The sequence below is a fragment of the Streptomyces sp. SGAir0957 genome (assembly GCF_043523415.1).
The window spans coordinates 6,813,302-6,837,226 of sequence record NZ_CP027293.1; the positions used below are offsets into that span (position 1 = coordinate 6,813,302).

24 protein-coding genes and 2 tRNA genes are annotated in these 23,925 nt (G+C 71.2%); 19 read left to right on the plus strand and 7 right to left on the minus strand.

Features of this window, described 5'->3' with window-relative positions; translation table 11 throughout:
* Window positions 1-73 precede the first annotated feature (73 nt).
* On the plus strand, window positions 74-895 hold the full coding sequence (locus C1N81_RS35725; protein WP_394435478.1) for an aminotransferase class IV: 822 nt from the start codon (window positions 74-76) through the stop codon (window positions 893-895).
* A gap of 55 nt (window positions 896-950) precedes the next feature.
* Window positions 951-1,775, plus strand: coding sequence for a GNAT family N-acetyltransferase (locus C1N81_RS35730; protein ID WP_394435479.1), 825 nt, complete (start codon window positions 951-953; stop codon window positions 1,773-1,775).
* A 52-nt stretch (window positions 1,776-1,827) separates the two neighbouring features.
* Here the strand turns inward: C1N81_RS35730 and C1N81_RS35735 are convergent, their stop codons facing one another.
* Window positions 1,828-2,331: a DsbA family protein gene (locus tag C1N81_RS35735; RefSeq protein WP_394435481.1), complete on the minus strand. Its 504-nt coding sequence runs from the start codon at window positions 2,329-2,331 to the stop codon at window positions 1,828-1,830.
* 178 nt (window positions 2,332-2,509) lie between these two features.
* Here C1N81_RS35735 and C1N81_RS35740 point away from each other — a divergent pair, with 178 nt between their 5' ends.
* Both C1N81_RS35740 and C1N81_RS35745 read left to right on the plus strand, forming a co-directional pair.
* Window positions 2,510-2,965, plus strand: coding sequence for a hypothetical protein (locus C1N81_RS35740; protein WP_394435482.1), 456 nt, complete (start codon window positions 2,510-2,512; stop codon window positions 2,963-2,965).
* A 205-nt stretch (window positions 2,966-3,170) separates the two neighbouring features.
* On the plus strand, window positions 3,171-3,380 hold the full coding sequence (locus tag C1N81_RS35745; protein WP_394435484.1) for a hypothetical protein: 210 nt from the start codon (window positions 3,171-3,173) through the stop codon (window positions 3,378-3,380).
* Window positions 3,381-3,384: 4 nt separating this feature from the next.
* On the opposite strand, the gene C1N81_RS35750 is transcribed toward C1N81_RS35745, so the two are convergent.
* Both C1N81_RS35750 and C1N81_RS35755 read right to left on the minus strand, forming a co-directional pair.
* A complete protein-coding gene (locus C1N81_RS35750) occupies window positions 3,385-3,960 on the minus strand; it encodes a CGNR zinc finger domain-containing protein (RefSeq protein WP_394435486.1) in 576 nt (191 codons plus the stop codon).
* A gap of 308 nt (window positions 3,961-4,268) precedes the next feature.
* The gene (locus tag C1N81_RS35755; protein ID WP_004002642.1) at window positions 4,269-4,682 is read right to left on the minus strand and encodes an SsgA family sporulation/cell division regulator; all 414 of its coding nucleotides are present in this window, start codon (window positions 4,680-4,682) and stop codon (window positions 4,269-4,271) included.
* 190 nt (window positions 4,683-4,872) lie between these two features.
* Here C1N81_RS35755 and C1N81_RS35760 point away from each other — a divergent pair, with 190 nt between their 5' ends.
* The 8 genes from C1N81_RS35760 to C1N81_RS35795 all read left to right on the plus strand — a co-directional run bounded on the left by C1N81_RS35760 (window position 4,873) and on the right by C1N81_RS35795 (window position 10,288).
* Window positions 4,873-5,337: a TIGR02611 family protein gene (locus tag C1N81_RS35760; protein ID WP_394435487.1), complete on the plus strand. Its 465-nt coding sequence runs from the start codon at window positions 4,873-4,875 to the stop codon at window positions 5,335-5,337.
* Window positions 5,338-5,430: 93 nt separating this feature from the next.
* A tRNA-Val gene (locus C1N81_RS35765) sits at window positions 5,431-5,502 on the plus strand.
* A 211-nt stretch (window positions 5,503-5,713) separates the two neighbouring features.
* Window positions 5,714-6,994 (plus strand): ABC transporter substrate-binding protein, encoded by a 1,281-nt coding sequence (locus C1N81_RS35770; RefSeq protein ID WP_394435488.1) that lies wholly within the window; start codon window positions 5,714-5,716, stop codon window positions 6,992-6,994.
* Window positions 6,995-7,012: 18 nt separating this feature from the next.
* Window positions 7,013-7,978: a carbohydrate ABC transporter permease gene (locus tag C1N81_RS35775; RefSeq protein ID WP_394435490.1), complete on the plus strand. Its 966-nt coding sequence runs from the start codon at window positions 7,013-7,015 to the stop codon at window positions 7,976-7,978.
* Window positions 7,975-8,850: a carbohydrate ABC transporter permease gene (locus C1N81_RS35780; RefSeq protein WP_394435491.1), complete on the plus strand. Its 876-nt coding sequence runs from the start codon at window positions 7,975-7,977 to the stop codon at window positions 8,848-8,850. The genes C1N81_RS35775 and C1N81_RS35780 overlap by 4 nt, the downstream gene beginning before the upstream one ends.
* On the plus strand, window positions 8,847-9,422 hold the full coding sequence (locus C1N81_RS35785) for a hypothetical protein (RefSeq protein WP_394435492.1): 576 nt from the start codon (window positions 8,847-8,849) through the stop codon (window positions 9,420-9,422). Before C1N81_RS35780 ends, C1N81_RS35785 begins: the two co-directional genes overlap by 4 nt.
* A 299-nt stretch (window positions 9,423-9,721) precedes the next feature.
* Window positions 9,722-10,177 (plus strand): SRPBCC family protein, encoded by a 456-nt coding sequence (locus C1N81_RS35790; RefSeq protein ID WP_394435493.1) that lies wholly within the window; start codon window positions 9,722-9,724, stop codon window positions 10,175-10,177.
* 39 nt (window positions 10,178-10,216) lie between these two features.
* Window positions 10,217-10,288: transfer RNA gene (locus C1N81_RS35795), tRNA-Val, on the plus strand.
* Between the two features lie 109 nt (window positions 10,289-10,397).
* Here the strand turns inward: C1N81_RS35795 and C1N81_RS35800 are convergent.
* Window positions 10,398-11,123, minus strand: a complete 726-nt coding sequence (locus tag C1N81_RS35800; protein ID WP_394435494.1) for a 3'-5' exonuclease — start codon at window positions 11,121-11,123, stop codon at window positions 10,398-10,400.
* 237 nt (window positions 11,124-11,360) lie between these two features.
* Here C1N81_RS35800 and C1N81_RS35805 point away from each other — a divergent pair, with 237 nt between their 5' ends.
* From C1N81_RS35805 to thrS, 3 genes are all read left to right on the plus strand, one after another.
* Window positions 11,361-11,927, plus strand: a complete 567-nt coding sequence (locus tag C1N81_RS35805; protein ID WP_394435495.1) for a DUF4365 domain-containing protein — start codon at window positions 11,361-11,363, stop codon at window positions 11,925-11,927.
* A 29-nt stretch (window positions 11,928-11,956) separates the two neighbouring features.
* Complete coding sequence (locus C1N81_RS35810) at window positions 11,957-13,183, plus strand: serine/threonine-protein kinase (RefSeq protein ID WP_394435497.1); 1,227 nt, start codon at window positions 11,957-11,959, stop codon at window positions 13,181-13,183.
* 121 nt (window positions 13,184-13,304) lie between these two features.
* A complete protein-coding gene (gene thrS, locus C1N81_RS35815; protein WP_394435498.1) occupies window positions 13,305-15,284 on the plus strand; it encodes a threonine--tRNA ligase in 1,980 nt (659 codons plus the stop codon).
* Between the two features lie 2 nt (window positions 15,285-15,286).
* Here the strand turns inward: thrS and C1N81_RS35820 are convergent, their stop codons facing one another.
* The gene (locus C1N81_RS35820) at window positions 15,287-15,985 is read right to left on the minus strand and encodes a potassium channel family protein (RefSeq protein ID WP_394435499.1); all 699 of its coding nucleotides are present in this window, start codon (window positions 15,983-15,985) and stop codon (window positions 15,287-15,289) included.
* Window positions 15,986-16,052: 67 nt separating this feature from the next.
* On the opposite strand from C1N81_RS35820, the gene C1N81_RS35825 reads away from it, so the two are divergent.
* A complete protein-coding gene (locus C1N81_RS35825; protein WP_394435500.1) occupies window positions 16,053-16,616 on the plus strand; it encodes an HIT family protein in 564 nt (187 codons plus the stop codon).
* A gap of 91 nt (window positions 16,617-16,707) precedes the next feature.
* Here the strand turns inward: C1N81_RS35825 and C1N81_RS35830 are convergent, their stop codons facing one another.
* Together C1N81_RS35830 and C1N81_RS35835 are read right to left on the minus strand one after the other, a co-directional pair.
* On the minus strand, window positions 16,708-18,456 hold the full coding sequence (locus C1N81_RS35830; RefSeq protein ID WP_394435501.1) for a hypothetical protein: 1,749 nt from the start codon (window positions 18,454-18,456) through the stop codon (window positions 16,708-16,710).
* Between the two features lie 184 nt (window positions 18,457-18,640).
* The gene (locus tag C1N81_RS35835) at window positions 18,641-20,857 is read right to left on the minus strand and encodes an elongation factor G-like protein EF-G2 (RefSeq protein ID WP_394435502.1); all 2,217 of its coding nucleotides are present in this window, start codon (window positions 20,855-20,857) and stop codon (window positions 18,641-18,643) included.
* Between the two features lie 253 nt (window positions 20,858-21,110).
* Between C1N81_RS35835 and pgsA the strand changes: the two genes are divergently transcribed.
* Genes pgsA through C1N81_RS35850 form a run of 3 tightly spaced genes read left to right on the plus strand, consistent with a single transcriptional unit; the run spans window position 21,111 to window position 23,847 of the window.
* On the plus strand, window positions 21,111-21,779 hold the full coding sequence (pgsA, locus tag C1N81_RS35840) for a phosphatidylinositol phosphate synthase (protein ID WP_394435503.1): 669 nt from the start codon (window positions 21,111-21,113) through the stop codon (window positions 21,777-21,779).
* Window positions 21,776-22,690: a phosphatidylinositol mannoside acyltransferase gene (locus C1N81_RS35845; protein ID WP_394435504.1), complete on the plus strand. Its 915-nt coding sequence runs from the start codon at window positions 21,776-21,778 to the stop codon at window positions 22,688-22,690. Before pgsA ends, C1N81_RS35845 begins: the two co-directional genes overlap by 4 nt.
* Window positions 22,687-23,847, plus strand: a complete 1,161-nt coding sequence (locus tag C1N81_RS35850) for a glycosyltransferase family 4 protein (RefSeq protein WP_394435505.1) — start codon at window positions 22,687-22,689, stop codon at window positions 23,845-23,847. Before C1N81_RS35845 ends, C1N81_RS35850 begins: the two co-directional genes overlap by 4 nt.
* Window positions 23,848-23,925 lie beyond the last annotated feature (78 nt).

Below are 23,925 nucleotides of genomic sequence, written 5' to 3' on the forward strand. Positions count from 1 at the left end.
GTGCCGGGCAGGCGGACGACCCGCGGCCCGGGGACGACCGGGTCCGCGCCCGGGAAGGCGGAGGGAACCTCACGTGAAGATCTGGCTCGACGGCAGGCTCCAGGAGACCGCGGAGGCCCGCGTCTCCGTCTTCGACCACGGGCTCACCGTGGGCGACGGCATCTTCGAGACGGTGAAGGCGGTCGACGGCGCGCCGTTCGCCCTCACCCGCCACCTCGACCGGCTGGCCCGCTCGGCGCGCGGCCTCGGCCTGCCCGAACCCGACCTCGACGAGGTGCGCCGCGCCTGCGCCGCCGTCCTCGACGCCAACCCGATGGCGCTCGGCCGCCTGCGGATCACGTACACCGGCGGCCTCTCGCCGCTCGGCTCGGACCGCGGGGAGAGCGGCACCACGCTCGTCGTCGCGCTCGGCGAGACCTCCCGGCGCCCCGACACCACCGCCGTGATCACCGTGCCGTGGACGCGCAACGAGCGCGGGGCTCTCGCGGGCCTGAAGACCACCTCCTACGCGGAGAACGTCGTGGCCCTCGCGCGCGCCCGCGAACGCGGCGCCTCCGAGGCCCTCTTCGCCAACACCGTGGGGCAGCTGTGCGAGGGCACCGGGTCCAACGTCTTCGTCGTCCTGGACGGCGAGATCCACACCCCGCCCGTCGCCTCCGGCTGCCTGGCCGGCATCACGCGCGCCCTCGCCGTCGAGTGGACCGGCGCCAAGGAGACCGACCTGCCGCTTCAGGTGTTCGCCCAGGCCGACGAGATCTTCCTGACCTCGACGCTCCGCGACATCCAGGCCGTGCACCGCGTCGACGACCGCGACCTGCCGGGCGCGCCCGGCCCGGTCACCGCGAAGGCGATGCGCGTCTGGGACGAGCGGGCCGCGGACCACCTGGACCCCTGAGCCGCGACCGTAAAGCGCTGGGGTCCCGGGCGTACGGGCGGGTAGAACAGCCCTGATGACCACGACTCTGCGGCCGACCGAGCCGCTCCAGCACACGGCCGACGGGTCGCGCTCGCGCCACTACACGGTGTGCGTGAACAGCCGTCCCGTCGGCACGCTCCACCTCGCCACGCACCCCGTGTTCGGCCCGTCGGTGGCCCAGGTCCTCGACCTGAGCGTCGACGAGCCGGACCGCGGGCGCGGGCGCGGCACCGTCGCCGCGCTCGCCGCCGAGGAAGTGGCCCGCTCCTGGAACTGCCGCCGCATCGAGGCGTCCGTGCCCGCGCACCAGTCCGGGCTGCTCCGCCTTGCGAGCGCGCTCGGCTACGTGGAGCGCAACCGCAACATGGCGAAGACGCTGCCCGCACACCCGCCCGCGCTCCCGGCGGGCAGCACGGGACGCCGGATGACCGACGCCGAGTTCGGACCGTGGCTGATACGGGCGAAGGAACGGTACGCGCGCACCGTCCTGGAGCGCGGAGCCACCGAGCAGGAGGCCGGGGAGAAGGCCGAGCGCGATCACACGGCCCTGCTGCCCGAGGGGGTGGCCACGCCGGACGTCCTGGTCAGCGTCCTGGAGCAGGACGGGCAGACCGTCGGCACCCTGTGGCTGGCCCAGCGCCGCGACGGCGCGTACGTCTACGACGTCGAGGTCGACCCCGCCCATCGCGGCCGGGGCCACGGCCGCTCCCTGATGCTGCTCGCCGAGGCCGACTCGCTGGCGGCGGGCGCCACGCGGATCGGCCTCAACGTGTTCGCGGGGAACACGCCCGCGCAGCGCCTGTACGAGTCACTGGGTTACGAGGCGACGGTGCACCACCTGTACAAGCAACTGCTCTGAACGGGCTCCGCCGGCGCACGCGCGCAGGCTCCCGCTCCGGGTACTGCTACGGCTACTGCTGCTCTGCGAGCAGGCGGTCCGCGATCTCCTCGATGCGCTCGCGCAGCCCCTCCTGGCTCTTGCCGCCGTCGAGCCGCTCGCCGCCGATGACGTGCGTGGGCGTGCCCGTCACGCCGATCGCCTTGCCCTCGGCCTGGTCGGCGTCGACGATCAGGATGTGCCGGCCGTCGACCAGCGCGGTGTCGAACTCCTCGGCGTCCAGGCCGAGTTCGCGCGCCACGTCGACGAGGAACGGTTCGCCCGCGCGGTCGAACTCCTCGACCCGGCCGAGCACCGCCTCGACGTAGGGCCACCCCTTCCCCTGCTCGAACGCCTCCTCGGCGGCCTGCGCGCCCGCGAAGGCGTGCTTGTGCTTCTCGAGGGGGAAGTGGCGCAGCCGCAGCTCGAGCCGGTCGCCGTAGCGCTCACGGAGCGCGCGCACGTCGTCCAGGGCCGAGCGGCAGTCGGGGCACTGCAGCTCGCACCACACGTCAAGGATGGGGTTCGGGGCGTTCATGGGGCCAGTCTTCCAGGCGCGGGCCGACCGCCCCAACCTGGACCTGCGGAGGAGAGGCGACCCCTAGATGTCCCTGAGGTCCGCCCCGGCCGTGGCCCCGGGCCGCCCTCGCGGTGCAGGATGGAAGGGGACGCAGCGCCCCGCACATGGACAGAACGCCCGAGCACAGGAGGACCGGATGATTGCCGAGACCGTCTGCTCCGCCGTCGCCGTGGCGGGTCTGGGTATCGCCGCGGTCACCGCGTACCGCAAGCGGTTCCTCACGGCGGCCCGCCTCGCCGCCTACTCGCTGGTCCCGCTGGGCCTGGTGATGACCGGCGCGGTCGGCTGGGTCGTGGACACCGCGTTCAGCCCCACCGCGTGGGCCGGATTCGGGGTGCTCGGCGCGGCCTGGCTGATGTTCGTGGGGACGCGGGCGGTCGAGCGGCGCGGTGGCGGCTCCCGCAAGGAGCGCAGGGCGGCGGCGAAGGCGGCCCGCCGCGAGGCCGTGGCCCCGGCGGCCTCGGCCCCGTCCCTGGGCGGCGCCACACGGACAGCGCCCACGCAGACCACGCGGCCGAAGCAAAAGGAGCCGGCCGGCGGGACGGACGACTTCAGCGACATTGAGGCCATCCTGAAGAAGCACGGCATCTGAGCCAGCGCCTGCCCGGACCGACCGACGCGGCCCGCGGGCTTCTGCCCGGGGCGCCTATTCGCTCGTACGACTGGACGTACGTACGACAAGCACCGGTCTTTTCGCGCAGGTGCCCGGTCGGGGGTCACGTAATCCGGCGAACTCCCGCTCCGGAGCCGCTCGTTGGTGAGAGAACCGGGGTCGGCTGCGACATCATCGCGACGAGATGTTGGATACTCCGCAGCTGGCCGACCAGCTCGACGCCGAACAGGGGCAGACGCCGCCGAGCAGTGCGGCCGCGCCGCCCACGCCCGTACCGACCCAGAACCAGCGAGGGTGTCTCTTCGCCCTCTCCCAGCCACCCCTGATGATCTTCCTGGGGGTGATCGGCTCCCTGCTCCTGCTGGCCGCGCTCCACGACCTTCTGCTGCTCTGAGGGGTCAGCCCGCGGCTTCCTTGCGGCGCGCCCGGTAGGCGGCCACATGCAGCCGGTTCCCGCAGGTGCGGCTGTCGCAGTAGCGGCGGGAACGGTTGCGGGACAGGTCCACGAACGCGTACCGGCAGTCCGGGGCCTCGCAGCGGCGCAGCCGTTCCTGTTCGCCCGCGACCACGAAGAAGGCCAGCGCCATGCCGCAGTCGGCGGCCAGATGGTCGGCCACGGACGCGCCGGGCGCGAAGTAGTGCACGTGCCAGTCGTACCCGTCGTGGTCCGTGAGGCGGGGCGTGGTTCCGGCGGCCGCGACGAGATCGTTGATCACCGTCGCCGCGCTGTGCGGATCCGGGGCCGCGAACACCTGGGCGAACCGGGCCCGTATGGCGCGTACGGCGTCGAGGTCGCGCTCCGCGAGCACACCGACCTCCACGTCGCTGATCTCGTGCTGCGCCACGAAGTCCGCCAGAGCCGTCACGCTCGCGAGGCCGTCGGTGCCGTCGGCGCCCGCGTGGCTGTCCGGTGCGGTGTTCACCAGATCGACCACGGTGTCGAGCGCACACCGGGTGTCATGGGTGATCAGCACGATTAGCTCCCTGCCCTGGAGGCGGGCCCACACCCGCCGGTGCTGGCCGAGCCTATCGCCTCCGGGCCCGGGAGAACCCGGACGGGCGAAGGCCGCAGGGGGCGCGCGCACCGCTGTGCGGCGGCCCTCCCCGCGCCGTGACACGCGTCGGCGCCGCCTCCGTGGACACTCCCACGGCGGCGGCGCCGATGTCTCGCCTATGCGGTTGTCAAACAGATGCGCGGCCGCGCCGTCTCCCCGAGTGGACGGCGCGAGGCGCCCTCGCTGTGCTCGCGGCGGCTGGCTGCCGGCGCGGGCCTCCCGCGCGGCTAGCTTTCCGCGAGGATGTGCGAGAGCTCCTGATCGAGATCGAAATGACGATGCTCCGTGCCAGGGGGCACAGCGGCGTCGGTCCGCTTCAGGAACGACTCCAGGGCCCGCGCCGGGGCCTCGAGCAGAGCCTCGCCCTCCGGAGAGCTCAGGGCGATGCAGACAACGCCCTGACCATGGCTGCGGGACGGCCAGACTCGGACGTCGCCGGTGCCGGTCGGCCGGTGAAGGCCTTCGGCGAGGAGATCGCGGGCGAATACCCACTCGACCGTCTCCTCGGCTCCGGTGTGGAAAGTGGCGTGCACGGCATACGGATCGGCCGTGTCATACCGCAGTCCTGCGGGTACAGGCAGTGAGGACTCGCTCGACACAACGAGGCGCAGGTGCAGCTCGCAGCTGACCGTGGTGTTCATAAGCGCCAGGGCCTTTCGCTCAGTGTGCGCTCGGGGATTCGCACGTCGGCGAAATCGACATGCCACCTACGGTGCCGTTGTAAACCCCTCTGAGTGTTTTGGGCTGCTTTAGGTAGCTCGTACGGCCGAGTCTTATCCGCTGGGTAACGGCCATTCCGGTGACATGAATGGGTCCGGTAGGTTTGGCACCATGAATACGGGGAGTGACGAGGCGGCCGGCCAGGTCGCAGGGGTTCGTGAGGGCACGTCGAGCACGTCGGACACGTCGGACGCGTCGGGGACGAAGCCGCTCGGCTCGCGGGCGCCAGGCTTCATCCAGCGCAGCCGGACGCTGCACCTGAGCTGGCAGGTGGGCGTCTTCGTCGTGGGGCTCGCGGTCGTGGGCGCGGGCATCGTGATGCTGCCGCTGCCGGGGCCCGGCTGGCTGGTGATCTTCGGCGGCATGGCGATCTGGGCGACCGAGTTCGTCTGGGCCCAGCTGGTGCTGCGCTGGACCAAGCGCAAGGTCACGGAGGCGACCCAGCGGGCGCTGGATCCGAAAGTGCGCCGCCGCAACATCATCCTGACCACGGTCGGCCTGGTGATCATCGCCGTCCTGGTCGGGATCTACGTGTGGAAGTTCGGCCTCGAGATGCCGTGGAAGATCAAGCAGTGACGTCGGGACAGTGAGCGGTGACGTCGCGGGAGCGGCAGGGCGCGGGGTGGTGCCAGGCACCGTCTGACATGGGGTAATGTTCTTCCTGCGCCCGGGCGATTAGCTCAGTGGGAGAGCGCTTCGTTCACACCGAAGAGGTCACTGGTTCGAACCCAGTATCGCCCACCCGGACCGAAGGCCCCGGAGACATCGAGTCTCCGGGGCCTTCGGCGTTCCCGGACCCGGCGCGGCCCCGTCGACCTGCCGCTTCGAAGCGCTTCGACGTCATTCTCGCCCGAACCGTTGACGCGTTCACGACCTGTCTCTACTTTGGCCCGGCAAACGCTTTCCTAAAACGATTCAATATGAATCGACCCGGCGGGTGAAGGGGCGAACTGTGTCTGCGAACAGGGATCTTGACCGGCGTGGACTGCTGAAGGTGGCGGGAGGCTCGCTCGCGGCGCTCGGCCTCACGGCGGCCGGCTGCGGCGGCGGCGGGTCGGGCGACGGCCCCGTCACCCTTCGGTACGCGTGGTGGGGCGGCGAGCCGCGGACGATCGCGATCAAGAAGACGATCGCGCTCTTCGAGAAGAAGTACCCGAAGATCAGGATCAAGCCCGAATTCACCGACTACGAATCCTTCTGGGAGAAGTTCCAGAAACAGGCCTCCGGCGGGAATCCGCCGGACGTGTTCCAGAATTCGGTGGCTTTTCTGCGCAAGTACGACAAGCGCGGCGTCCTCATGGATCTCAAGTCCCAGGCCGATGCCGGGAATCTGAGCCTCAAGAACTTCCGGAACGATGTATTGACGGCCGGTCAGGTCGACGGCAGGCAACTCGGCGTACCCGTCGGCGCCAACACCATGTCGCTCGTCGTCGACCTGAAAGTCTTCAAGAAGGCGGGTATCTCGCCCGAGATGGGCTGGACCTGGGACGACTACTTCGACGCGTTGCGGAAGATCCAGGACACCCAGAAAGTGTCCGGCGACACCGGCTACTTCAGCATCATGTACCTCTACGATCTCTCCCTGCGCCAGAACGGCAAGGCCTTCTTCACCGACAAGGAACTCGGCTTCACCGAGGCCGATCTGACGCAGTGGTGGGGAGACGGGTATCAACGCGTGAAATCCGGCCTGGTCGCCGATCCGAAGAAGATCGAGCAGGTCAAGCCCAGGTCCGGCCTCTCCGCCGGGCTCGCCGCCTCCGAGTTCACCTGGGACAACTTCGCCATCCGCTACGAGGGCGAGGGCGACTCCGACTACGGGCTCGCCCCGATCCCCACCACCGACGGCAAGGACACCGGCCAGTACCTCGGCTCACTCATGCTCAGCGCCTTCACCGGCACCAGACACCCCGAGGAAGCGGCCCGGTTCATCGACTTCATGGTGCACGACCCCGAGGTCGGCAAGATCATGGGTTACGACCGCGGCATCCTCGCCACCACCGAGCAATACGACGCCTACCGGCCGGCCGACGCCACCAACAAGGGCGTCGCCGCCTACGAGGACGAGGTCGCCGACGCCGGAGTGCTCGGCACGATCACCCCGCACCCCTCGGGCGCCGACGTCATCGAGGCCGCGTTTCTGCGCATCGGCGGCGAGGTCGCCCAGGGCAAGAACACGCCGGCCGCGGCGGCGAAACAGTTCTTCGGCGAGGCCGAGGCCGCGTTCGCGGGCTGACCCGAGGGGACGTACGTCATGACGCTCGTCAACGAAGCCCCCGCGGTCCCGGGGCCGGGCCGGACCGCCGAACCCGCCCCCGGGCGGCGCGGGCGGCGCCGCGAGAACCTCGCCGGCTACCTCTTCATGTCGCCGTGGCTCGCCGGGTTCCTGCTGCTCACCGCGGGACCCATGATCGCCTCGCTCTACTACGCCTTCACCAGCTACAACCTCTTCACCCCGCCGCGGTGGATCGGCCTCGACAACTTCACGACCATGTTCCAGGACCCCCGCTGGCAGAAGTCCGTGCAGGTCACGCTCAAGTACGTGGTCGTCGCCACGCCGCTGAAGCTGCTGCTCGCGCTCGGCGTCGCCCTGCTGCTCGCACAGCGGCGGCGCGGCCAGGCTTTGTACCGCGCCGCGTTCTACCTGCCCTCGCTCATCGGCGCCAGCGTCTCCGTCGGCTTCGTCTGGCGGGCCCTCTTCTCGGACGACGCCGTCGTGGACCGCGCGCAGCGGATTTTCGGCCTCGACGTGGGCGGCTGGATCGGCAACCCCGACTACGTCCTCTACGCCCTGGTCGCCCTCTCCGTCTGGCAGTTCGGCGCCCCCATGGTCATCTTCCTGGCCGGGCTCACACAGGTGCCGCGGGAGCTGTACGAGGCCGCCGAGGTCGACGGGGCGGGGCCGCTGCGCCGGTTCTGGAACATCACCCTGCCGATGATCTCCCCGGTCCTCTTCTTCAACGTCCTGCTCGAGTCGATCCACGCCTTCCAGGTGTTCGGCTCCGCCTACGTCGTCTCCGACACCCGCTGCGGACCGGCCGACGCCACCCTCGTCTACACCTGTTACCTCTACCAGAAGGGCTTCAAGGAGTCCCAGATGGGCTTCGCCTCCGCGATGGCCTGGACGCTCGTGATCGCGGTCGCGTTCGTCACAGCCGTTCTGTTCTGGTCGCAGAAGAAATGGGTCCACTACGGCGACAGCACGGAGGCCACCCCATGACCAGCGCCACCAGCCCTGTCGTCCGCACCCCGCGTCCGCGGCGGCGTATCGGCTCCCTCGTCTGGCACGCGGGCGCGCTCGTCGTGCTCGCCGTCGTCCTCTACCCCGTGATCTGGGTGGCCGGCGCGTCCCTCAAACCCAGCAAGGACATCGTCGGCAGCCTCGACCTGCTGCCCGTCGAGCCGGTCTGGTCGAACTTCTCCGGGCTCGCCGACGGCATCTCGGCCATCTCCATCAGCAGCTTCTTCGTCAACTCACTGACGTACGCGGTGCTCGCCGTCGTCGGCGTCGTGCTGTCCAGCTCGCTGACCGCGTACGCCTTCGCCAAGATCCGGTTCGCGGGGCGGAACCTGCTCTTCACGCTCATGATCGGCACGCTCCTGCTCCCGTACCACGTGCTGCTCATCCCGCAGTACGTACTGTTCCGCCACCTCGGCTACATCGACACGCTGGTCCCCCTCGTCGCGGGCAAGTTCCTCGCCACCGAGGCGTTCTTCGTCTTCCTCATGGTGCAGTTCATGCGCGGGCTGCCCAAGGAGCTGGACGAGGCCGCGAAGCTCGACGGCTGCGGGCACCTGCGCACCTACTGGTCGATCGTGCTGCCGCTGAGCCGGCCCGCCGTCATCACCACCGCCATCTTCACCTTCATCAACGCCTGGAACGACTTCATGGGCCCGCTGATCTACCTCAACAGCCCCTCGAAATACACCGTCTCGCTCGGCCTGATGATGTTCCGCGACCAGGAAGGCATCTCCAACTACGGCGGCATGATCGCCATGTCGTTGGTGGCGCTGATCCCCGTCATCGCCTTCTTCCTCGCCTTCCAGCGCTACCTGATCGACGGCATGGCGACCTCCGGGCTCAAGGGATGAGCGCCGCACCGCCGGTCGAGTCCCGGCGCCGCACCGGGTTCGGGATCTTCGCCGAGTGCCTGCTGACCGGGGTGTGGATCGCGCTCGCGTCCGTGCCGGTGGTCACCGCGCCGGCCGCGTTCGCCGCGGGCTCCCGGCATCTGCGCCGCCACCTCGGCTCGCGGGCCGGCGGCGGGCGAGCGTTCGCCGCGGACTGGTGGCTCGCGGCGCGGCGGGGGTGGCTCGTGGGGGTCGCCGGGGTCGCGGCCTGGGCGGCCGTGTGGACCGACCTGCGGGTCGCGCGCTCCGGCCTCCCCGGCGGCCGGTTCGCCGCGGCGGTCGGCGTGTTCGCCTTGCTCGGCGCCGCCGTCACCGTCCTGCGGGCCGCCGCCGTCTGGACCCCCGAGGCACGCTGGCGACCGCTCCTCGCCGCCGCGGCCCGGCGCACCGTACGGGGCCCCGCCGGATCCCTCCTCCTCGTGTGCGGCCTGGCCGTAGTGGTCCTCTGCGCCGGATTCCTCGCGCCGCTCGCCGTCCCCGCGCTCGGCGTCCTCGCGGCGGCGGCCGTGGCGGTGGAGGAACGCGGCCGGTGAGCCCCGCGCACCATGCACCCCTTCTCGTACGGCACGGCACGGCGCCGGCGTCGGCCGCCTGAGCCGCTGCCAGGGGCACTCGCGGCTCGGCGCGTACGCCCGCTGTCCGCACCGGCGACGCGAAGCTCGCCACGCGCGCGTCTCGCCACGCGCGCGTGTGGAGAGTTCTGCGACAGCGACAGCGACAGCGACAGCGACAGCCACAGCGACAGCGACGGCTGCGCCGAGTCCAGCGCCCTGAGGGCAAGTTGCCCTGACGCACTCCTCCGAAGGCGGCGTTCCGCGGGCAGACTCGGTCCATGGACTTCAGCCCCCTGAGCCGGTACCGCTTCCGCAGCGTCTGGGACGTGCCCGCGCCCCCGGCCGCCGTCTTCGCGGTCCTGGAGCGCGCCGAGGAGTATCCGCGGTGGTGGCCGCAGGTGCGGTCGGTGACGCCGCTGGACGACACCGGCGGCGTCGCCGTCTTCCGGTCCTTCCTGCCCTACGAGCTGACGGTCACGGCGCGCGAACAGCGGCGCGACGCGGCCGCCGGAATCCTGGAGGTCGTGATGGAAGGGGATCTCGCGGGCTGGGCCCGGTGGACGCTGACCGCGCGGGGCCACGGCACACGCGTCGTCTACGAGCAGCGGGTCGAGGTGCGCAGGCCGCTGATGCGGCGCTTCGCGCTGCCGGGCAGGCCGGTCTTCCTCGCCAATCACGCGTGGATGATGCGCGGCGGCCGGCGCGGTCTGCGTGCCCACCTGCGACCGGTTTGAACACAGCCCGCCGCGCCCTGTATGGTTCAACCCGTTCCCGGGCGATTAGCTCAGTGGGAGAGCGCTTCGTTCACACCGAAGAGGTCACTGGTTCGAACCCAGTATCGCCCACCCGGAGAAGGCCGGTCCGTCTGATGACGGGCCGGTTTTTCGTTTCTGCTTGTCGGGCCCCCAGCGGGGGAACGAGCAGGTGGCCGCCGCGAGTTCCGCACAGCGGGGATCAGGCCGCCGCCGGAAGGTCGGGCCGCAGGGGCCACGCCGTGTCGACCACCTCGGGGTTGCCGCTGCGCGCGAACCACGCCTGGAGGCCGCGCGCCTGCGCCGCGTGCCAGAACGTCTGGAGCGTGTGCAGCTCACCGGCCGACAGGCGCTCCAGGCGGGTCGCGAAACGCCGCCCCACCGCCCGTACGACGTCGAGCGCCGCCAGCGCGTCCGCCGCCGCGTCGTGCGCCTCCGCCAGCTCGACCTCGTAGTGCGCGCACAGGTCCGTCAGCGTACGGCGGCCCTTGCGGTAGCGGTCCAGATGCTTGTCCAGGACGCGCGGGTCCAGGACGCACAGGGCCGCGTCGCCCAGATAGCGGGCCAGCGACGAGGCGCGATGGCGCTTCAACTCGCGGTCGAGAAGGGTCAGATCGAACGGTGCGTTCATGATGACCACGGGGCGTCCCGCCGCCGCCTGGTCCGCCAGCTCGTGGCCTATCTCCTCCATCACCGGCGACGGCCAGCGTCCGTTGCGCTGCAGGTGGAGGTCGGTGAGGCCGTGCACCTCCGTCGCCCCGGGCGGCACCGGCACCCCGGGGTTGACCAGCCACCGCGTCACCCGCGGGCGCGTGCCCGGCGCGTCCTGCACCACCAGCGCGGCCGACACGATGCGGTCGCTCTCCACGTCCACCCCGGTCGTCTCCGTGTCGAAGGCGGCAAGGGGGCCCTCGTACCAGCACGTCATGACCATGCAACTCCTCAGCACTTCGCGGCAGGTGACGTCCCGTCGAATTGCGCCCGCTGCCCGCTTCGGTGATACCCGGGCCGTTTGCGTCGTACGCGGAGCGGTGACAACACAGTTACGAGTCATGGCAGTTCAGCGGGGTTTCGTTGACCTGTCTTCGATCGGTTTTTTGAACTCCGCGCGCTTGCGGCGGAATTCGTCCACGGGGATTCACCACGTCGAAAGGCCAGTCGCACCATGGCGCTCGCGCAGCCCGAACAGGGCGGGCTGCTGCCCGAGCGGAACGCACCGCCGCGCGGCACACTCGCCACCACCGCCTGCATGGAGACGCTCCAGGTGGGCTATCTGCACGCCGTGGCCGCGGCCGCCGGTTGCTCGCTCTCGCAGCCCTTTCCGGACAACGGCATCGACTGGCACGTCAGCCACAGCGCCCCCGGGCACACGGTCGACGACGAGGTCACCATCAAGGTGCAGCTCAAGGCGACCTACCAGATACCGCCCGGCCCACCGGGCCCCGCCTTCTCCTTCACGCTGGACAACGCGCACCTGGAGAAGCTCGCCCGCACGCCGGTGTCCGTGCACAAGATCCTCGTCGTGATGCTCGTACCGCGCTCCCAGGACGACTGGCTGCGCGCCGGGCACGACCGGCTCGACCTGCGGCACTGCTGCTACTGGACCAACCTCGCCGGCCACCCGGTCACCGGCCGGCGCCGGACCACCGTGCGCGTGCCGACCACACGGATCTTCGACGACCGCGCGCTGTGCGAGATCATGACCCGCGTCGGGACGGGCGGGCGGCCCTGACCGGCCGTCCCGGATGGGAGTGAACGGACATGCAGCACCGCCCGGCCGACAGGCCCGTACGGTCCCTCGGCGCGGTCCGCGCCCACCCCGCCGACCTCGCGGGACCCGATCCGGGCACCGTCGACCCGGTCGTCCTCGGCGCCCTCCTCGACCGGCACGGCTGGCGGCGGCGCGGCGGCGCCCCGGGCCGCTACGCCCGCTGGACGCTGCCTGGCACCGGCGGGCGGACCAGCCTCCTCGTGCCGGAGAGCCGCGCCTTCCCCGACAGCGAGGAACTGCTGGGCGAAGCGCTGACCGCGCTCGAGCGCAGCGGCACGCCCTCCGCCCGGGAGGTCCTCGTCGCGCTCGCCGTGCCCAGCGACGAGATCCGCTGGTGGCGCGATGTGCCCGGGGGGCCGGCGGGCGCGTCGGCCTGGACCGTCGAGGAACAGCTGCGCTCCGCCGCGCGGCGGATGCTGCTCGCCGGGGCGCTGGCGGCGCGGGAGCGGGCGGGGTACTACGGCGCCCGGCACCGCGGGCCGGCCGCGGCCGCCCTGGACGACGTGCTTGTGCAGGTCGCGCCCGACGGCCGCCGCCTCACCGCGTTCGTGCCCGTCGCCGCCGGGCGCGCGCTCGCCGTCCGGCTGCACCAGGCCCTCTACGCGGTCCGCGAGGCCGTCGACTACCGGCGGGCCACCGGCGGCATGGACGCGTTCGACGGCGCCGTGGAGGCGGGCGTCAGCCATGAGCTGACCGAGGCGGTCGTCGCCCTGGTCCGCTCCACCGAGGGCGCCCGCGTCGGCGTCGCCTGGGCGCCCGCCGCCGGGGTCCCCGAGGAGTGCACGGACGGGGACGCGCCCGTCGAGTTCTCACCCGGCGACCTGGACGTGCTGCGCGCGGCGGGCCGCCGCTACCTGCACGCCGAGCCGTCCGTCGCCGTCCGCGTCACCGGCACCGTCGTCCGCCTGCGCAGGACCGGGCCCTGCGGGGAGGGGACGGTGCGCCTCCAGGTCATCGCGGGCGCCGACGTCCCGCACATCCGGATGACGCTCGACGAGGAGGCGTACCGCATCGCGGGCCACGCCCACCTCGTCGGCCTGCCGATCCGGGTGCACGGCCGCCTGGAGTCCCGGGGCGGCTTCCGGCGCCTCACCGGGGCCCGCGACGTCGTACCCGTACAGGTGGAGGAGGCCGAACGGGACCGGCTGATGAAGTCCCGCCAGTCCCTCCAGGAGAATCTGGACTTCTTCGAGGAGTCCTGCGCGGGGGAGGAGTAGCGCCCCTCGCGCCCTCCGGCCCGGCGACCGCTTCGCGGGCGGCCCCCGCGACTCGGTACGATTCCTGGTGCGCGCGTCACAGGTAATGGCGCGGCGTTCCACCTTCAGGCAGGAGAGACCGGTGTCAGACGTCCGTGTAGTCATCCAACGCGATTCCGAGCGGGAAGAGCGCGTGGTGACGACGGGCACTACGGCCGCCGAGCTTTTCGCCGGTGAGCGCAGCATCGTCGCGGCCCGTGTGGGCGGAGAGCTGAAGGACCTGGCGTACGCCGTGGCCGACGGCGAGACCGTCGAACCCGTCGAGATCTCCTCCGAGGACGGTCTCAACATCCTGCGGCACTCCACCGCGCACGTGATGGCGCAGGCCGTCCAGGAGCTGTTCCCGGAGGCCAAGCTCGGTATCGGCCCGCCCATCAAGGACGGCTTCTACTACGACTTCGACGTCAAGGAGCCGTTCACCCCCGAGGACGTCAAGCGCATCGAGAAGAAGATGCAGGAGATCCAGAAGCGGGGGCAGCGCTTCGCGCGCCGCGTCACCACCGACGAGGACGCCCGCGTCGAGCTGGCCGACGAGCCCTACAAGCTGGAGCTCATCGGCCTCAAGGGCAACGCGGCGCAGGCCGCCGACGGCGCCGACGCGGAGGTGGGCGGCGGCGAGCTGACCATCTACGACAACCTCGACGCCAAGACCGGCGAGCTGTGCTGGAAGGACCTCTGCCGCGGCCCGCACCTGCCCACCACCCGGAACATCCCGGCGTTCAAGCTGATGCGCTCGGCCGCCGCGTACTGGCGCGGCAGCGAGAAGAACCCGCAGCTCCAGCGCATCTACGGCACCGCGTGGCCGACGAAGGACGAGCTGAAGGGCTACCTCGACTTCCTCGCCGAGGCCGAGAAGCGCGACCACCGCAAGCTCGGTGCCGAGCTGGACCTGTTCTCCTTCCCGGACGAGCTGGGCCCCGGCCTCGCGGTCTTCCACCCCAAGGGCGGAGTGATCCGCAAGGTCATGGAGGACTACTCGCGCCGTCGCCACGAGGTCTCCGGCTACGAGTTCGTGAACACCCCGCACATCTCGAAGGAGAAGCTCTTCGAGATCTCCGGGCACCTGCCGCACTACTCGGACGGCATGTTCCCGCCCATCCAGTTCGACGAGCAGAACTACCGCCTCAAGGCGATGAACTGCCCGATGCACAACCTGATCTTCAAGTCCCGCGGCCGGTCCTACCGTGAACTGCCGCTGCGGCTCTTCGAGTTCGGCACCGTGTACCGCTACGAGAAGTCCGGCGTCGTGCACGGCCTGACCCGCTCGCGCGGCTTCACCCAGGACGACTCGCACATCTACTGCACCAAGGAGCAGATGCCGCAGGAGCTCGACACGCTCCTGACCTTCGTGCTCGACCTGCTGCGCGACTACGGCCTGACCGAGTTCGAGCTGGAGCTGTCCACCCGCGACGACTCCGACAAGTTCATCGGTGAGGACGCGGAGTGGGAGGAGGCGACCGAGGCGCTGCGCCAGGCCGCCGAGAAGCAGAACCTGCCGCTCGTGCCCGACCCGGGCGGCGCGGCCTACTACGGGCCGAAGATCTCCGTGCAGGCCAAGGACGCCATCGGCCGCTCCTGGCAGATGTCGACCCTCCAGGTCGACTTCAACCAGCCCAAGCGGTTCGGCCTGGAGTACACGGCGGCGGACGGCTCGCGCCAGCAGCCCGTCATGCTGCACCGCGCCCTGTTCGGCTCCATCGAGCGGTTCTTCGGCGTCCTCCTGGAGCACTACGCGGGCGCCTTCCCGGCGTGGCTCGCGCCCGTGCAGGCCGTCGGCATCCCGATCGGCGACGCGCACGTGCCGTACCTGGAGGAGTTCGCCGAGAAGGCGCGCGCCCAGGGGCTGCGCGTCGAGGTCGACTCGTCCTCGGACCGGATGCAGAAGAAGATCCGCAACCAGCAGAAGGCCAAGGTGCCCTTCATGGTCATCGCGGGCGACGAGGACATGAGCGCCGGTTCGGTCTCCTTCCGCTACCGCGACGGCTCGCAGGAGAACGGCATCCCGGTCGACGAGGCCATCGCTAAGATCCTCAAGGTCGTCGAGGAGCGCGCGCAGGTCTGACCTCAGTCGTCGTCTCTGTGGCCGGAGGCCCCCGGGGAGTTCCCCGGGGGCCTTCCGCCGTCCCGCTCGCCCTCCCGGGCGAAGACCTGGACGAGCCACGACGAGAACGAGCCCGTGACCGCGCCGAGCAGCGCGAGCCCACACGCCATCAGGCCCACCGCGACGAGCCGGCCGAGCGGCGTCACCGGCGCCATGTCCCCGTAGCCGACGGTCGACAGCGTGGTGCACGTCCACCACACCGAGTCGCCGTACGTACGGATCGTCGCGCCGGGCGCCGCGTGCTCCTGCTGGTACACGGCGAGGGAGGCGGCGAAGCCGAGCAGCGCCGCCGACACGCCCGTGTACGCCATCACCCGGCCGTACAGCGGCAGGCGCGGCGCGTCCCGGCGGCCCTGCACCCGCTCGTAGAGGTGCACGATCCGCAGCGGCCGCAGCAGCGGCAGGACCAGGACGAGCGTGTCCAGGAGGTGGGTGCGCACGAAGCGCCGCAGGCGCCGGCCGCTGAGCCGCCAGCGGAGCGCGTAGTCCGCGACGAACACCGCCCACGACGCGAGCATCAGCACCAGGCACAGGGTGCGCAGCGCCCCCGGCAGACCATGGCCGAGGACCCGGACCGCGTAGGACACGAGGAAGAGCAGGGACGCCACCGCGAGGACGGCGCCGTTGCGCCGCTCCCAGCGTTCGAGGGGGCTGTCGGTCATCCGGACAGCATCGCCCCTGCCCGGCGGCGGCGACACCCGCCGACACGCCCTGCCCAGGTGACGCCATATGCTGCACTTCATGACGAGTGAGCCGGAGCAGCAGAGCGGTCCTGTGGGTGAACCGGACGGGTTCGGGCGTCTGTGGACCCCGCACCGCATCGCCTACATCCAAGGCGAGGGCAAGCCGACGGGCCCCGGGGCCGACGACGGCTGTCCCTTCTGCGCCGCTCCCGGCAAATCCGACGAGGACGCGCTGATCGTGGCGCGCGGCGAGCACGTCTTCGCGATCCTCAACCTGTACCCGTACAACGGCGGGCACATGATGGTGCTGCCCTACCGGCACGTCGCCGACTACACCGACCTCGACCTGGCCGAGACCGCCGAGCTGGCCGTCTTCACCAAGCGGGCCATGACCGCGCTGCGCGCCGCGTCCGGGGCGCACGGCTTCAACATCGGCATGAACCAGGGCGCCGTCGCGGGCGCCGGCATCGCCGCCCATCTGCACCAGCACATCGTGCCGCGGTGGGGCGGCGACACGAACTTCATGCCGGTCGTCGGCCACACCAAGGTGCTGCCGCAGCTCCTCGGCGACACCCGTACGGCCCTGGCGAAGGCCTGGCCGGACGCCTGAGGAGCGTCCGGCCGGTGGTGCGGCCGGGTGAGGTCCGCGGCACCAGGTGAGGTCTGCGGCACCAGGTGAGGTCTGCGGCACCGGGTGAGGTCTACGCGTCGTAGACGTCGGCCTTGCGCGGTGCCGGGTCCTGGACCATGCCGCTGAGCACGCCCGAGCGGTTGTCGAACTTCTCGGTGTTCACGCCGTGCTCCGCCAGCACCTTGATCGCCGCCGCGTGCACCACGCGCAGGACCGGCGTCGCCGTGCGCAGCGCGTCGTCCGCCATGAAGCGGTGGCGCCAGGGCTGGTCCGCCCAGGCGTGCCGCAGGCCGAACGGCTCCGGCAGGACGATCTTCCCGCCCAGGTGGTCCAGGAGCGGCGGGTACCAGGTGAGGGGGGCGCGGACCGCGACCCGGACCGCCTCGTCCGCGTCGATGAGCGGCAGCGTCTTCGTGGTCGTCTCCCAGAACCGTATCGACTTCGGAGTCGTCTTCGTCTTCGGTTCGGGCTTCGAGGTGAACAGGGAGTTGACCGGGCCGAGCGCGTGGCCCGTCACCTCGATGCGCAGCGTCTCGTGCAGCACCGTCACCGTGATCAGCATGGTGATGACCAGCTGGCCGTCCCAGAGCGTGAACTGCACGCCCAGGTAGTGCCGGTCGCCGCTGCCGAACTGCTGCTCGTTGCAGATCCGCTGTATCTCGTGCGACTTCATCTGGTAGGCGTCGACGTCCTCGCCCGTCGGGCGGGCCACCGCCTTCGCGTTCTCCCCGATCGGGGTGACGACCCAGTTCTTCACCGACGGGGCCGGGAAGCCGCCCGTGTGCAGCGGGCCGCGCTGCAGCATCCGGAGCTGGTCCTGGATCGCCCGTATGACGTCCCAGCTGCGGAAGGGGTGGATCTCCTTGCCCTCCTCGGCCGGGACCAGGTCCTCGGCGAGCTGCCAGCTGCCCCAGCGGGTGCCCATACCCAGGATGCCCTTGGGCCCCGCGTAGAAGACCGTGGTCGCCTGCTGCTCGGCGGTGAGCCGGGCCAGGCTCTGGCGCAGCTGCTCGGCGGCCGTCTCGCCGGGGCTGCCGGGCACCGCCTCCGGGATCTTCGCGCCGACACCGCCGCCCGAGAGTAGCCCGTCCCACCGGTCGCGCAGGTCCCGCGCGGTGCGCTCGCAGACCTGCCGGGCCCAGAAACCGCCGATGACCGGCATCACGAACGCCGCCCGCAGGTACCAGGCCCACACGCCGTGGAACGGCAGCTTGATGAGCAGGATCACGATGCCGATGCCGACGACCGTCATGATCGTCGTGGCGACCGCGGCCCGGCCGTGGGCGGCCCGCTCCCGCTTCTTCGCCTCGCTGCGCTCCGCCGTGGACTTGTCCGCGCTCTCCTTGACGACCTTCTCGGCCGTCTCCACTCGCGCGTTGTTCGAGCGGCGGATCTGGAACGCGGCCAGCCACAGCAGGAACCCGGGCAGGAACAGGACGCCGAACACGACGGTGATGATGGTCAGCAGGCTGTCGCGCTGGCGCCGGATCCGGTTGGCCGCGAGGCAGTGCTCCACGACGACTTGGGGCTCCGTGCCGAAGGACTGGATCAGCGGCTTGCGGCCGCCGCCGAGCATCCGCACCTGCACGGCCCGGGAGAACGCCTCACCGAGGTTCGGCGCGAACAGCGACCAGGTGCCCGCCTTCGCCTCGGTCTTGTGCCAGTCGTTGTTGGCGTCCTCTATCTTCGACGCCTTGTCGTCGCGGTAGGCGGCCGACGCGATGGCGAACGTCGCCGCGGTCTGCCCAGCGGAGCCCTGCAGCGGGACCTGCGCCCCGGGCCTGAAATCGAATACGTCGTCCGCCACTGCCGCCCCCATCACCACACGTCTTCGCTGCGGCCATTCCCGACTTCCGCATACCGCACACCTGTTGATCAGTTGATCGTCCTGATCCGTCCGATCGTGGACCAGCGTAACGGCCACCACCGACATCCCCTCTCGGAGCAAAGGATGTCGGTGGTTGCGGGGGACGGCAAGGCCGCCCCCGACGGCCGGGCCGCAACTACGCGGTGTCCTGCGCCTGTTCGCGGATCCGCTCGCTCAACTGCGGCGGCATCGGCTCGTGCCGGGCGTAGCCGCGGTCGAACCGGGCCGTGCCGTGCGACAGCGACCGCAGGTCCACCGCGTACCGGCCGATCTCGATCTCGGGCACCTCGGCCCGTACGAGGGTGCGCCCGCCCGGGGCCTGTTCGGTGCCGACGACGCGGCCCCGGCGCCCGGACAGGTCGCTCATGACGGCGCCCACGTAGTCGTCGCCGACCAGCACCTGCACCTCCGCCACCGGCTCCAGGAGATGGATCCGGGCGTCCGCCGCGGCCTCCCGCAGCGCGAGCGCGCCCGCCGTCTGGAACGCCGCGTCCGAGGAGTCCACCGAGTGCGCCTTGCCGTCGAGCAGCGTCACCCGCACGTCGATCAGCGGATAGCCGGCCGCGACGCCGCGCGCCGCCTGGGCCCGCACGCCCTTCTCGACCGAGGGGATGAACTGGCGGGGCACCGCGCCGCCGACGACCTTGTCGACGAACTCGATCCCCGCCCCGCCGGGCAGCGGCTCCACCTCGATCTCGCAGATCGCGAACTGGCCGTGCCCGCCGGACTGCTTGACGTGCCGGCCGCGCCCGGCCGACTTCGTCGCGAACGTCTCCCGGAGGGAGACCTTGTGCGCGATCACGTCGACCTGCACCCCGTACCGGCTGCGCAACCGCTCCAGGGCCACGTCCGCGTGGGCCTCGCCCAGGCACCACAGCACCAGCTGGTGGGTGTCCGGGTTCTGCTCCAGACGCATCGTCGGATCCTCCGCGACGAGCCGCGCGAGCCCCTGGGAGAGCTTGTCCTCGTCGGCCTTGCTGTGCGCCTGAATGGCGAGCGGCAGCAGCGGGTCCGGCATGTCCCACGGCGCCATCAGGAGCGGGTCGTCCTTCGCGGAGAGGGTGTCCCCGGTCTCGGCCCGGCTCAGCTTCGCCACACAGGCCAGATCGCCCGCGATGCACTGGGTGAGCGTGCGCTGCTGCTTGCCGAAGGGGGCCGACAGGGCGCCGATCCGCTCGTCCGACTCGTGCAGGGGGCGTTCGTCGTGCGCCCGGTCCGTGAGCCCGTGGCCGGACACGTGCACCGTCTCCTCCGGGCGCAGCGTGCCCGAGAAGACCCGGACGAGCGAGACGCGGCCCACGTACGGGTCGGAGGCCGTCTTCACGACCTCGGCCACCAGCGGCCCCTCCGGGTCGCAGGCGCCGACCGGGCGGCTCTTGCCCGCGCGCGTGGTCACGGCCGGGGCCTCGCGCTCCAGCGGCGAGGGGAAGCCGCCCGTGATCAGCTCCAGGAGTTCGACGGTGCCGATGCCCTGCCGCGCGCCCTCGGGCGCCGGGGCCGCCGCGAGGACGGGGTGGAAGACGCCGCGCGCCACCGCCCGCTCCAGATCCTCCACCAGCGTCTTGAAGTCGATGTCCTCGCCGCCGAGATAGCGGTCCATGAGGGTCTCGTCCTCGCTCTCCGCGATGATCCCCTCGATGAGCCGGTTGCGCGCCTCCTCCAGCGCGGGGAGCTGGTCCTCGCCGGGCTCGGACTCCTTGCGTTCGCCCGACGCGTAGTCGTGCACCCGCTGCGAGAGGAGACCGATCAGGCCCGTCACGGGCGCGTGCCCGTCCGTGCCCTGGGCGCCGTGCAGCGGCAGGTACAGGGGGAGTACGGCGTCGGGGTCGTCGCCGCCGAACACGCGCGCGCACGTGCGCGTCATCTCCTCGAAGTTCGAGCGCGCCGCCTCCAGATGCGTGACGACGATCGCCCGCGGCATGCCGACCGCCGCGCACTCCTCCCACACCATGCGCGTCGCGCCCGCCATCGTCTCCGGGCTCTCCGCCGCCGAGACGACGAAAAGGGCCGCGTCCGCGGCGCGCAGACCGGCCCTCAGCTCCCCGACGAAGTCCGCGTAGCCGGGGGTGTCGAGAAGATTTATCTTGTAGCCGCCCCACTCCACCGGGACGAGGGAGAGCTGGACCGAGCGCTGCTGGCGGTGCTCGATCTCGTCGTAGTCGGAGACGCTCGTGCCGTCCTCGACCCGGCCCGCCCTGTTCACCGCCCCCGCGGTCAGCGCGAGGGCCTCCACCAGAGTCGTCTTGCCCGATCCGCTGTGGCCGACCAGCACCACATTCCGTACGGACGCGGGATGGTCGGCCGTCGCCGCCCTGCCGGCGGCTCCGGGATGTCCGTTCGCCTTGTCGCCCATGCCTGACCTCCCGGTCGCACGGTGAGGTGGTACCTGTGGGACGTGCACAGCGGACACGCGAACCCGCGTGCGGAGGCGGCTTCGGCGACACCCGCGGTGCCATCGAGCTTTCCACTCCGGTCACTGTGCGTCCATACGTCGTACGCGATCGCACGCGCGCGTGGTGGCCCGGCGGCCGTTCCCGTGCGCGCGTGGCTACGATGGGCCAGCCGGTGGCCAGAGGGGCCGCCCGGCACCGACCCTCGGGAAGGCCATGCTGAACAAGTACGCGCGTGCATTCTTCACGCGTGTCCTCACACCGTTCGCCGCGTTTCTCATCCGTCGCGGGGTCAGCCCCGACACGGTGACGCTCCTCGGCACCGCCGGCGTCATGGCGGGAGCGCTGGTCTTCTACCCGCGCGGAGAGTTCTTCTGGGGCACGGTCGTCATCACGCTGTTCGTCTTCTCGGACCTCGTGGACGGCAACATGGCGCGCCAGCTCGGGCGCTCCAGCCGCTGGGGAGCCTTCCTGGACTCCACGCTCGACCGGGTCGCGGACAGCGCCATCTTCGGCGGCATGGCCCTCTGGTACGCGGGTGCGGGCGACGACAACGTGCTGTGCGCGGTCGCCATCTTCTGCCTCGCCAGCGGCCAGGTCGTCTCGTACACCAAGGCGCGCGGTGAGGCGATCGGTCTGCCCGTCGCCGTCAACGGCCTCGTGGAGCGCGCCGAGCGGCTCGTCATCTCGCTGGTCGCCGCGGGCTTCGCGGGTCTGCACAAGTTCGGCGTGCCCGGCATTCAGTACCTGCTGCCCGTCGCCCTGTGGATCGTCGCCGTCGGCAGCCTCGTCACGCTGATCCAGCGCGTGGTGACCGTCCGGCGCGAGTCCGCGGAGGCCGACGCCGCCGCTGCCGCCGCCGCGCGGGAGGAGACCGCCTCGTGAGCGGCGCCCAGGAGCGGGTCACGGACGCGCTGTACGGGCTCGGCTGGGCGGGGGTGAAGAAGCTTCCGGAACCCGTCGCGCGGCGCCTCGGGCGCACGATCGCCGACCAGGTCTGGAAGCGGCGCGGCAAGGGCGTGCTCCGTCTAGAGGCCAACCTCGCGCGCGTGGTGCCCGACGCGACGCCCCAGCGGCTCGCCGAGCTGTCCCGCGCGGGCATGCGGTCCTACCTGCGGTACTGGATGGAGTCCTTCCGGCTGCCCGCCTGGAGCAGGCAGCGCATCAAGGACGGGTTCACGCCCGACGACCTGCACTACCTGACCGAGGGCCTCGCCGCGGGCAAGGGTGTCGTGCTCGCCCTGCCGCACATGGGCAACTACGACCTCGCGGGCGCCTGGGTCACCACCAAGCTGGAGACGCCGTTCACGACGGTCGCCGAGCGGCTGAAGCCCGAGACCCTCTACGACCGGTTCGTGGCCTACCGCGAAGGGCTCGGCATGGAGGTGCTTCCCCACACGGGAGGCTCCGCCTTCGGCACCCTGGCGCGGCGGCTGCGCGCGGGCGGGCTCGTCTGCCTCGTCGCCGACCGCGATCTCTCCACCTCCGGCGTCGAGGTCAAGTTCTTCGGCGAGACGACGCGGATGCCCGCCGGGCCCGCCATGCTCGCTCAGCAGACGGGCGCGTTGCTCCTGCCCGTCACCCTCTGGTACGACTCGTCGTCCGTCATGAGGGGCCGCGTCCATCCGCCCGTCGACGTGCCGGAGACAGGTACGCGGGCCGAGAAGACGTCCGTCATGACACAGGCGCTGGCCGATGCCTTCGCCACGGGGATCGCGGACCATCCGGAGGACTGGCACATGCTGCAACGTCTGTGGCTCGCTGACCTGGAGCACTTCGAGGAGCGATCCGCGTGAGGATCGGAATCGTCTGCCCGTACTCGTGGGACGTGCCGGGCGGCGTCCAGTTCCACATCCGCGACCTGGCGGAGCACCTCATCGCCCTCGGGCACGAGGTCTCCGTCCTCGCCCCTGCCGATGACGAGACCCCGCTGCCGCCGTACGTCGTCTCGGCGGGCCGCGCGGTTCCTGTGCCGTACAACGGCTCGGTCGCACGGCTCAACTTCGGCTTTCTGAGCGCCGCGCGCGTACGCCGCTGGCTGCACGACGGCACGTTCGACGTCATCCACATCCACGAGCCCGCCTCGCCGTCGCTCGGGCTGCTCACCTGCTGGGCCGCGCAGGGGCCCATCGTGGCGACCTTCCACACGTCCAACCCGCGGTCGCGGGCCATGATCGCTGCTTATCCGATCCTCCAGCCGGCGCTCGAGAAGATCAGCGCGCGGATCGCCGTCAGCGAGTACGCGCGGCGAACCCTCGTCGAACACCTGGGCGGTGACGCGGTCGTCATTCCCAACGGGGTCGACGTCGACTTCTTCGCGCGGGCCGAGCCCAAGGCCGAGTGGCAGGGCGACACGATCGGGTTCATCGGGCGCATCGACGAGCCGCGCAAGGGGCTGCCGGTGCTGATGAAGGCGCTGCCGAGGATTCTCGCGGAGCGGCCCGGGACTCGGTTGCTGGTCGCCGGGCGCGGTGACGAGGAGGAGGCCGTCGCCTCGCTTCCCAAGGACATGCGGTCCCGCGTCGAATTCCTCGGCATGGTCAGCGATGTCGACAAAGCGCGGTTGCTGCGCAGCGTCGATCTGTACGTGGCGCCCAACACCGGGGGCGAGAGCTTCGGGATCATCCTCGTCGAGGCGATGTCCGCGGGGGCTCCTGTCCTCGCCTCCGATCTCGACGCCTTCGCCCAGGTTCTCGATCAGGGCTCGGCCGGTGAACTCTTCACCAACGAGGACGCCGATGCCCTGGCCGGCGCGGCCCTTCGGCTCCTTGCCGATCCTGAGCGGCGCGCCTTGCTGCGGGAACGTGGCAGCAAGCATGTTCGGCGCTTCGACTGGTCGACCGTCGGGGCGGACATCCTGTCGGTGTACGAGACGGTGACGCATGGCGCTGCCGCGGTGGCGACGGACGAGCGGACGGGGTTGCGCGCGCGGTTCGGGCTCGCCCGGGACTGAGCCCCGGCGCGGCCCGGTCAGGGCGCTCGGGAGCGCCGTCCGTTGTGTCGTGGGGCGGGGCCGCGCCGGGGTACCTCC

What these genes read in the sequence shown, in the direction of transcription:
- C1N81_RS35805 (WP_394435495.1), top strand. Translation starts at nt 11,361, where the DNA reads ATGGCGCTCGCGCAGCCCGAACAGGGCGGGCTGCTGCCCGAGCGGAAC.
- C1N81_RS35735 (WP_394435481.1), bottom strand. Translation starts at nt 2,331, where the DNA reads ATGAACGCCCCGAACCCCATCCTTGACGTGTGGTGCGAGCTGCAGTGC.
- C1N81_RS35730 (WP_394435479.1), top strand. Translation starts at nt 951, where the DNA reads ATGACCACGACTCTGCGGCCGACCGAGCCGCTCCAGCACACGGCCGAC.
- C1N81_RS35740 (WP_394435482.1), top strand. Translation starts at nt 2,510, where the DNA reads ATGATTGCCGAGACCGTCTGCTCCGCCGTCGCCGTGGCGGGTCTGGGT.
- pgsA (WP_394435503.1), top strand. Translation starts at nt 21,111, where the DNA reads ATGCTGAACAAGTACGCGCGTGCATTCTTCACGCGTGTCCTCACACCG.
- C1N81_RS35775 (WP_394435490.1), top strand. Translation starts at nt 7,013, where the DNA reads ATGACGCTCGTCAACGAAGCCCCCGCGGTCCCGGGGCCGGGCCGGACC.
- C1N81_RS35780 (WP_394435491.1), top strand. Translation starts at nt 7,975, where the DNA reads ATGACCAGCGCCACCAGCCCTGTCGTCCGCACCCCGCGTCCGCGGCGG.
- C1N81_RS35800 (WP_394435494.1), bottom strand. Translation starts at nt 11,123, where the DNA reads ATGACGTGCTGGTACGAGGGCCCCCTTGCCGCCTTCGACACGGAGACG.
- C1N81_RS35835 (WP_394435502.1), bottom strand. Translation starts at nt 20,857, where the DNA reads ATGGGCGACAAGGCGAACGGACATCCCGGAGCCGCCGGCAGGGCGGCG.
- C1N81_RS35810 (WP_394435497.1), top strand. Translation starts at nt 11,957, where the DNA reads ATGCAGCACCGCCCGGCCGACAGGCCCGTACGGTCCCTCGGCGCGGTC.
- C1N81_RS35755 (WP_004002642.1), bottom strand. Translation starts at nt 4,682, where the DNA reads ATGAACACCACGGTCAGCTGCGAGCTGCACCTGCGCCTCGTTGTGTCG.
- C1N81_RS35790 (WP_394435493.1), top strand. Translation starts at nt 9,722, where the DNA reads ATGGACTTCAGCCCCCTGAGCCGGTACCGCTTCCGCAGCGTCTGGGAC.
- C1N81_RS35825 (WP_394435500.1), top strand. Translation starts at nt 16,053, where the DNA reads ATGCTGCACTTCATGACGAGTGAGCCGGAGCAGCAGAGCGGTCCTGTG.
- C1N81_RS35745 (WP_394435484.1), top strand. Translation starts at nt 3,171, where the DNA reads ATGTTGGATACTCCGCAGCTGGCCGACCAGCTCGACGCCGAACAGGGG.
- C1N81_RS35760 (WP_394435487.1), top strand. Translation starts at nt 4,873, where the DNA reads ATGAATACGGGGAGTGACGAGGCGGCCGGCCAGGTCGCAGGGGTTCGT.
- C1N81_RS35820 (WP_394435499.1), bottom strand. Translation starts at nt 15,985, where the DNA reads ATGACCGACAGCCCCCTCGAACGCTGGGAGCGGCGCAACGGCGCCGTC.
- C1N81_RS35830 (WP_394435501.1), bottom strand. Translation starts at nt 18,456, where the DNA reads ATGGGGGCGGCAGTGGCGGACGACGTATTCGATTTCAGGCCCGGGGCG.
- C1N81_RS35785 (WP_394435492.1), top strand. Translation starts at nt 8,847, where the DNA reads ATGAGCGCCGCACCGCCGGTCGAGTCCCGGCGCCGCACCGGGTTCGGG.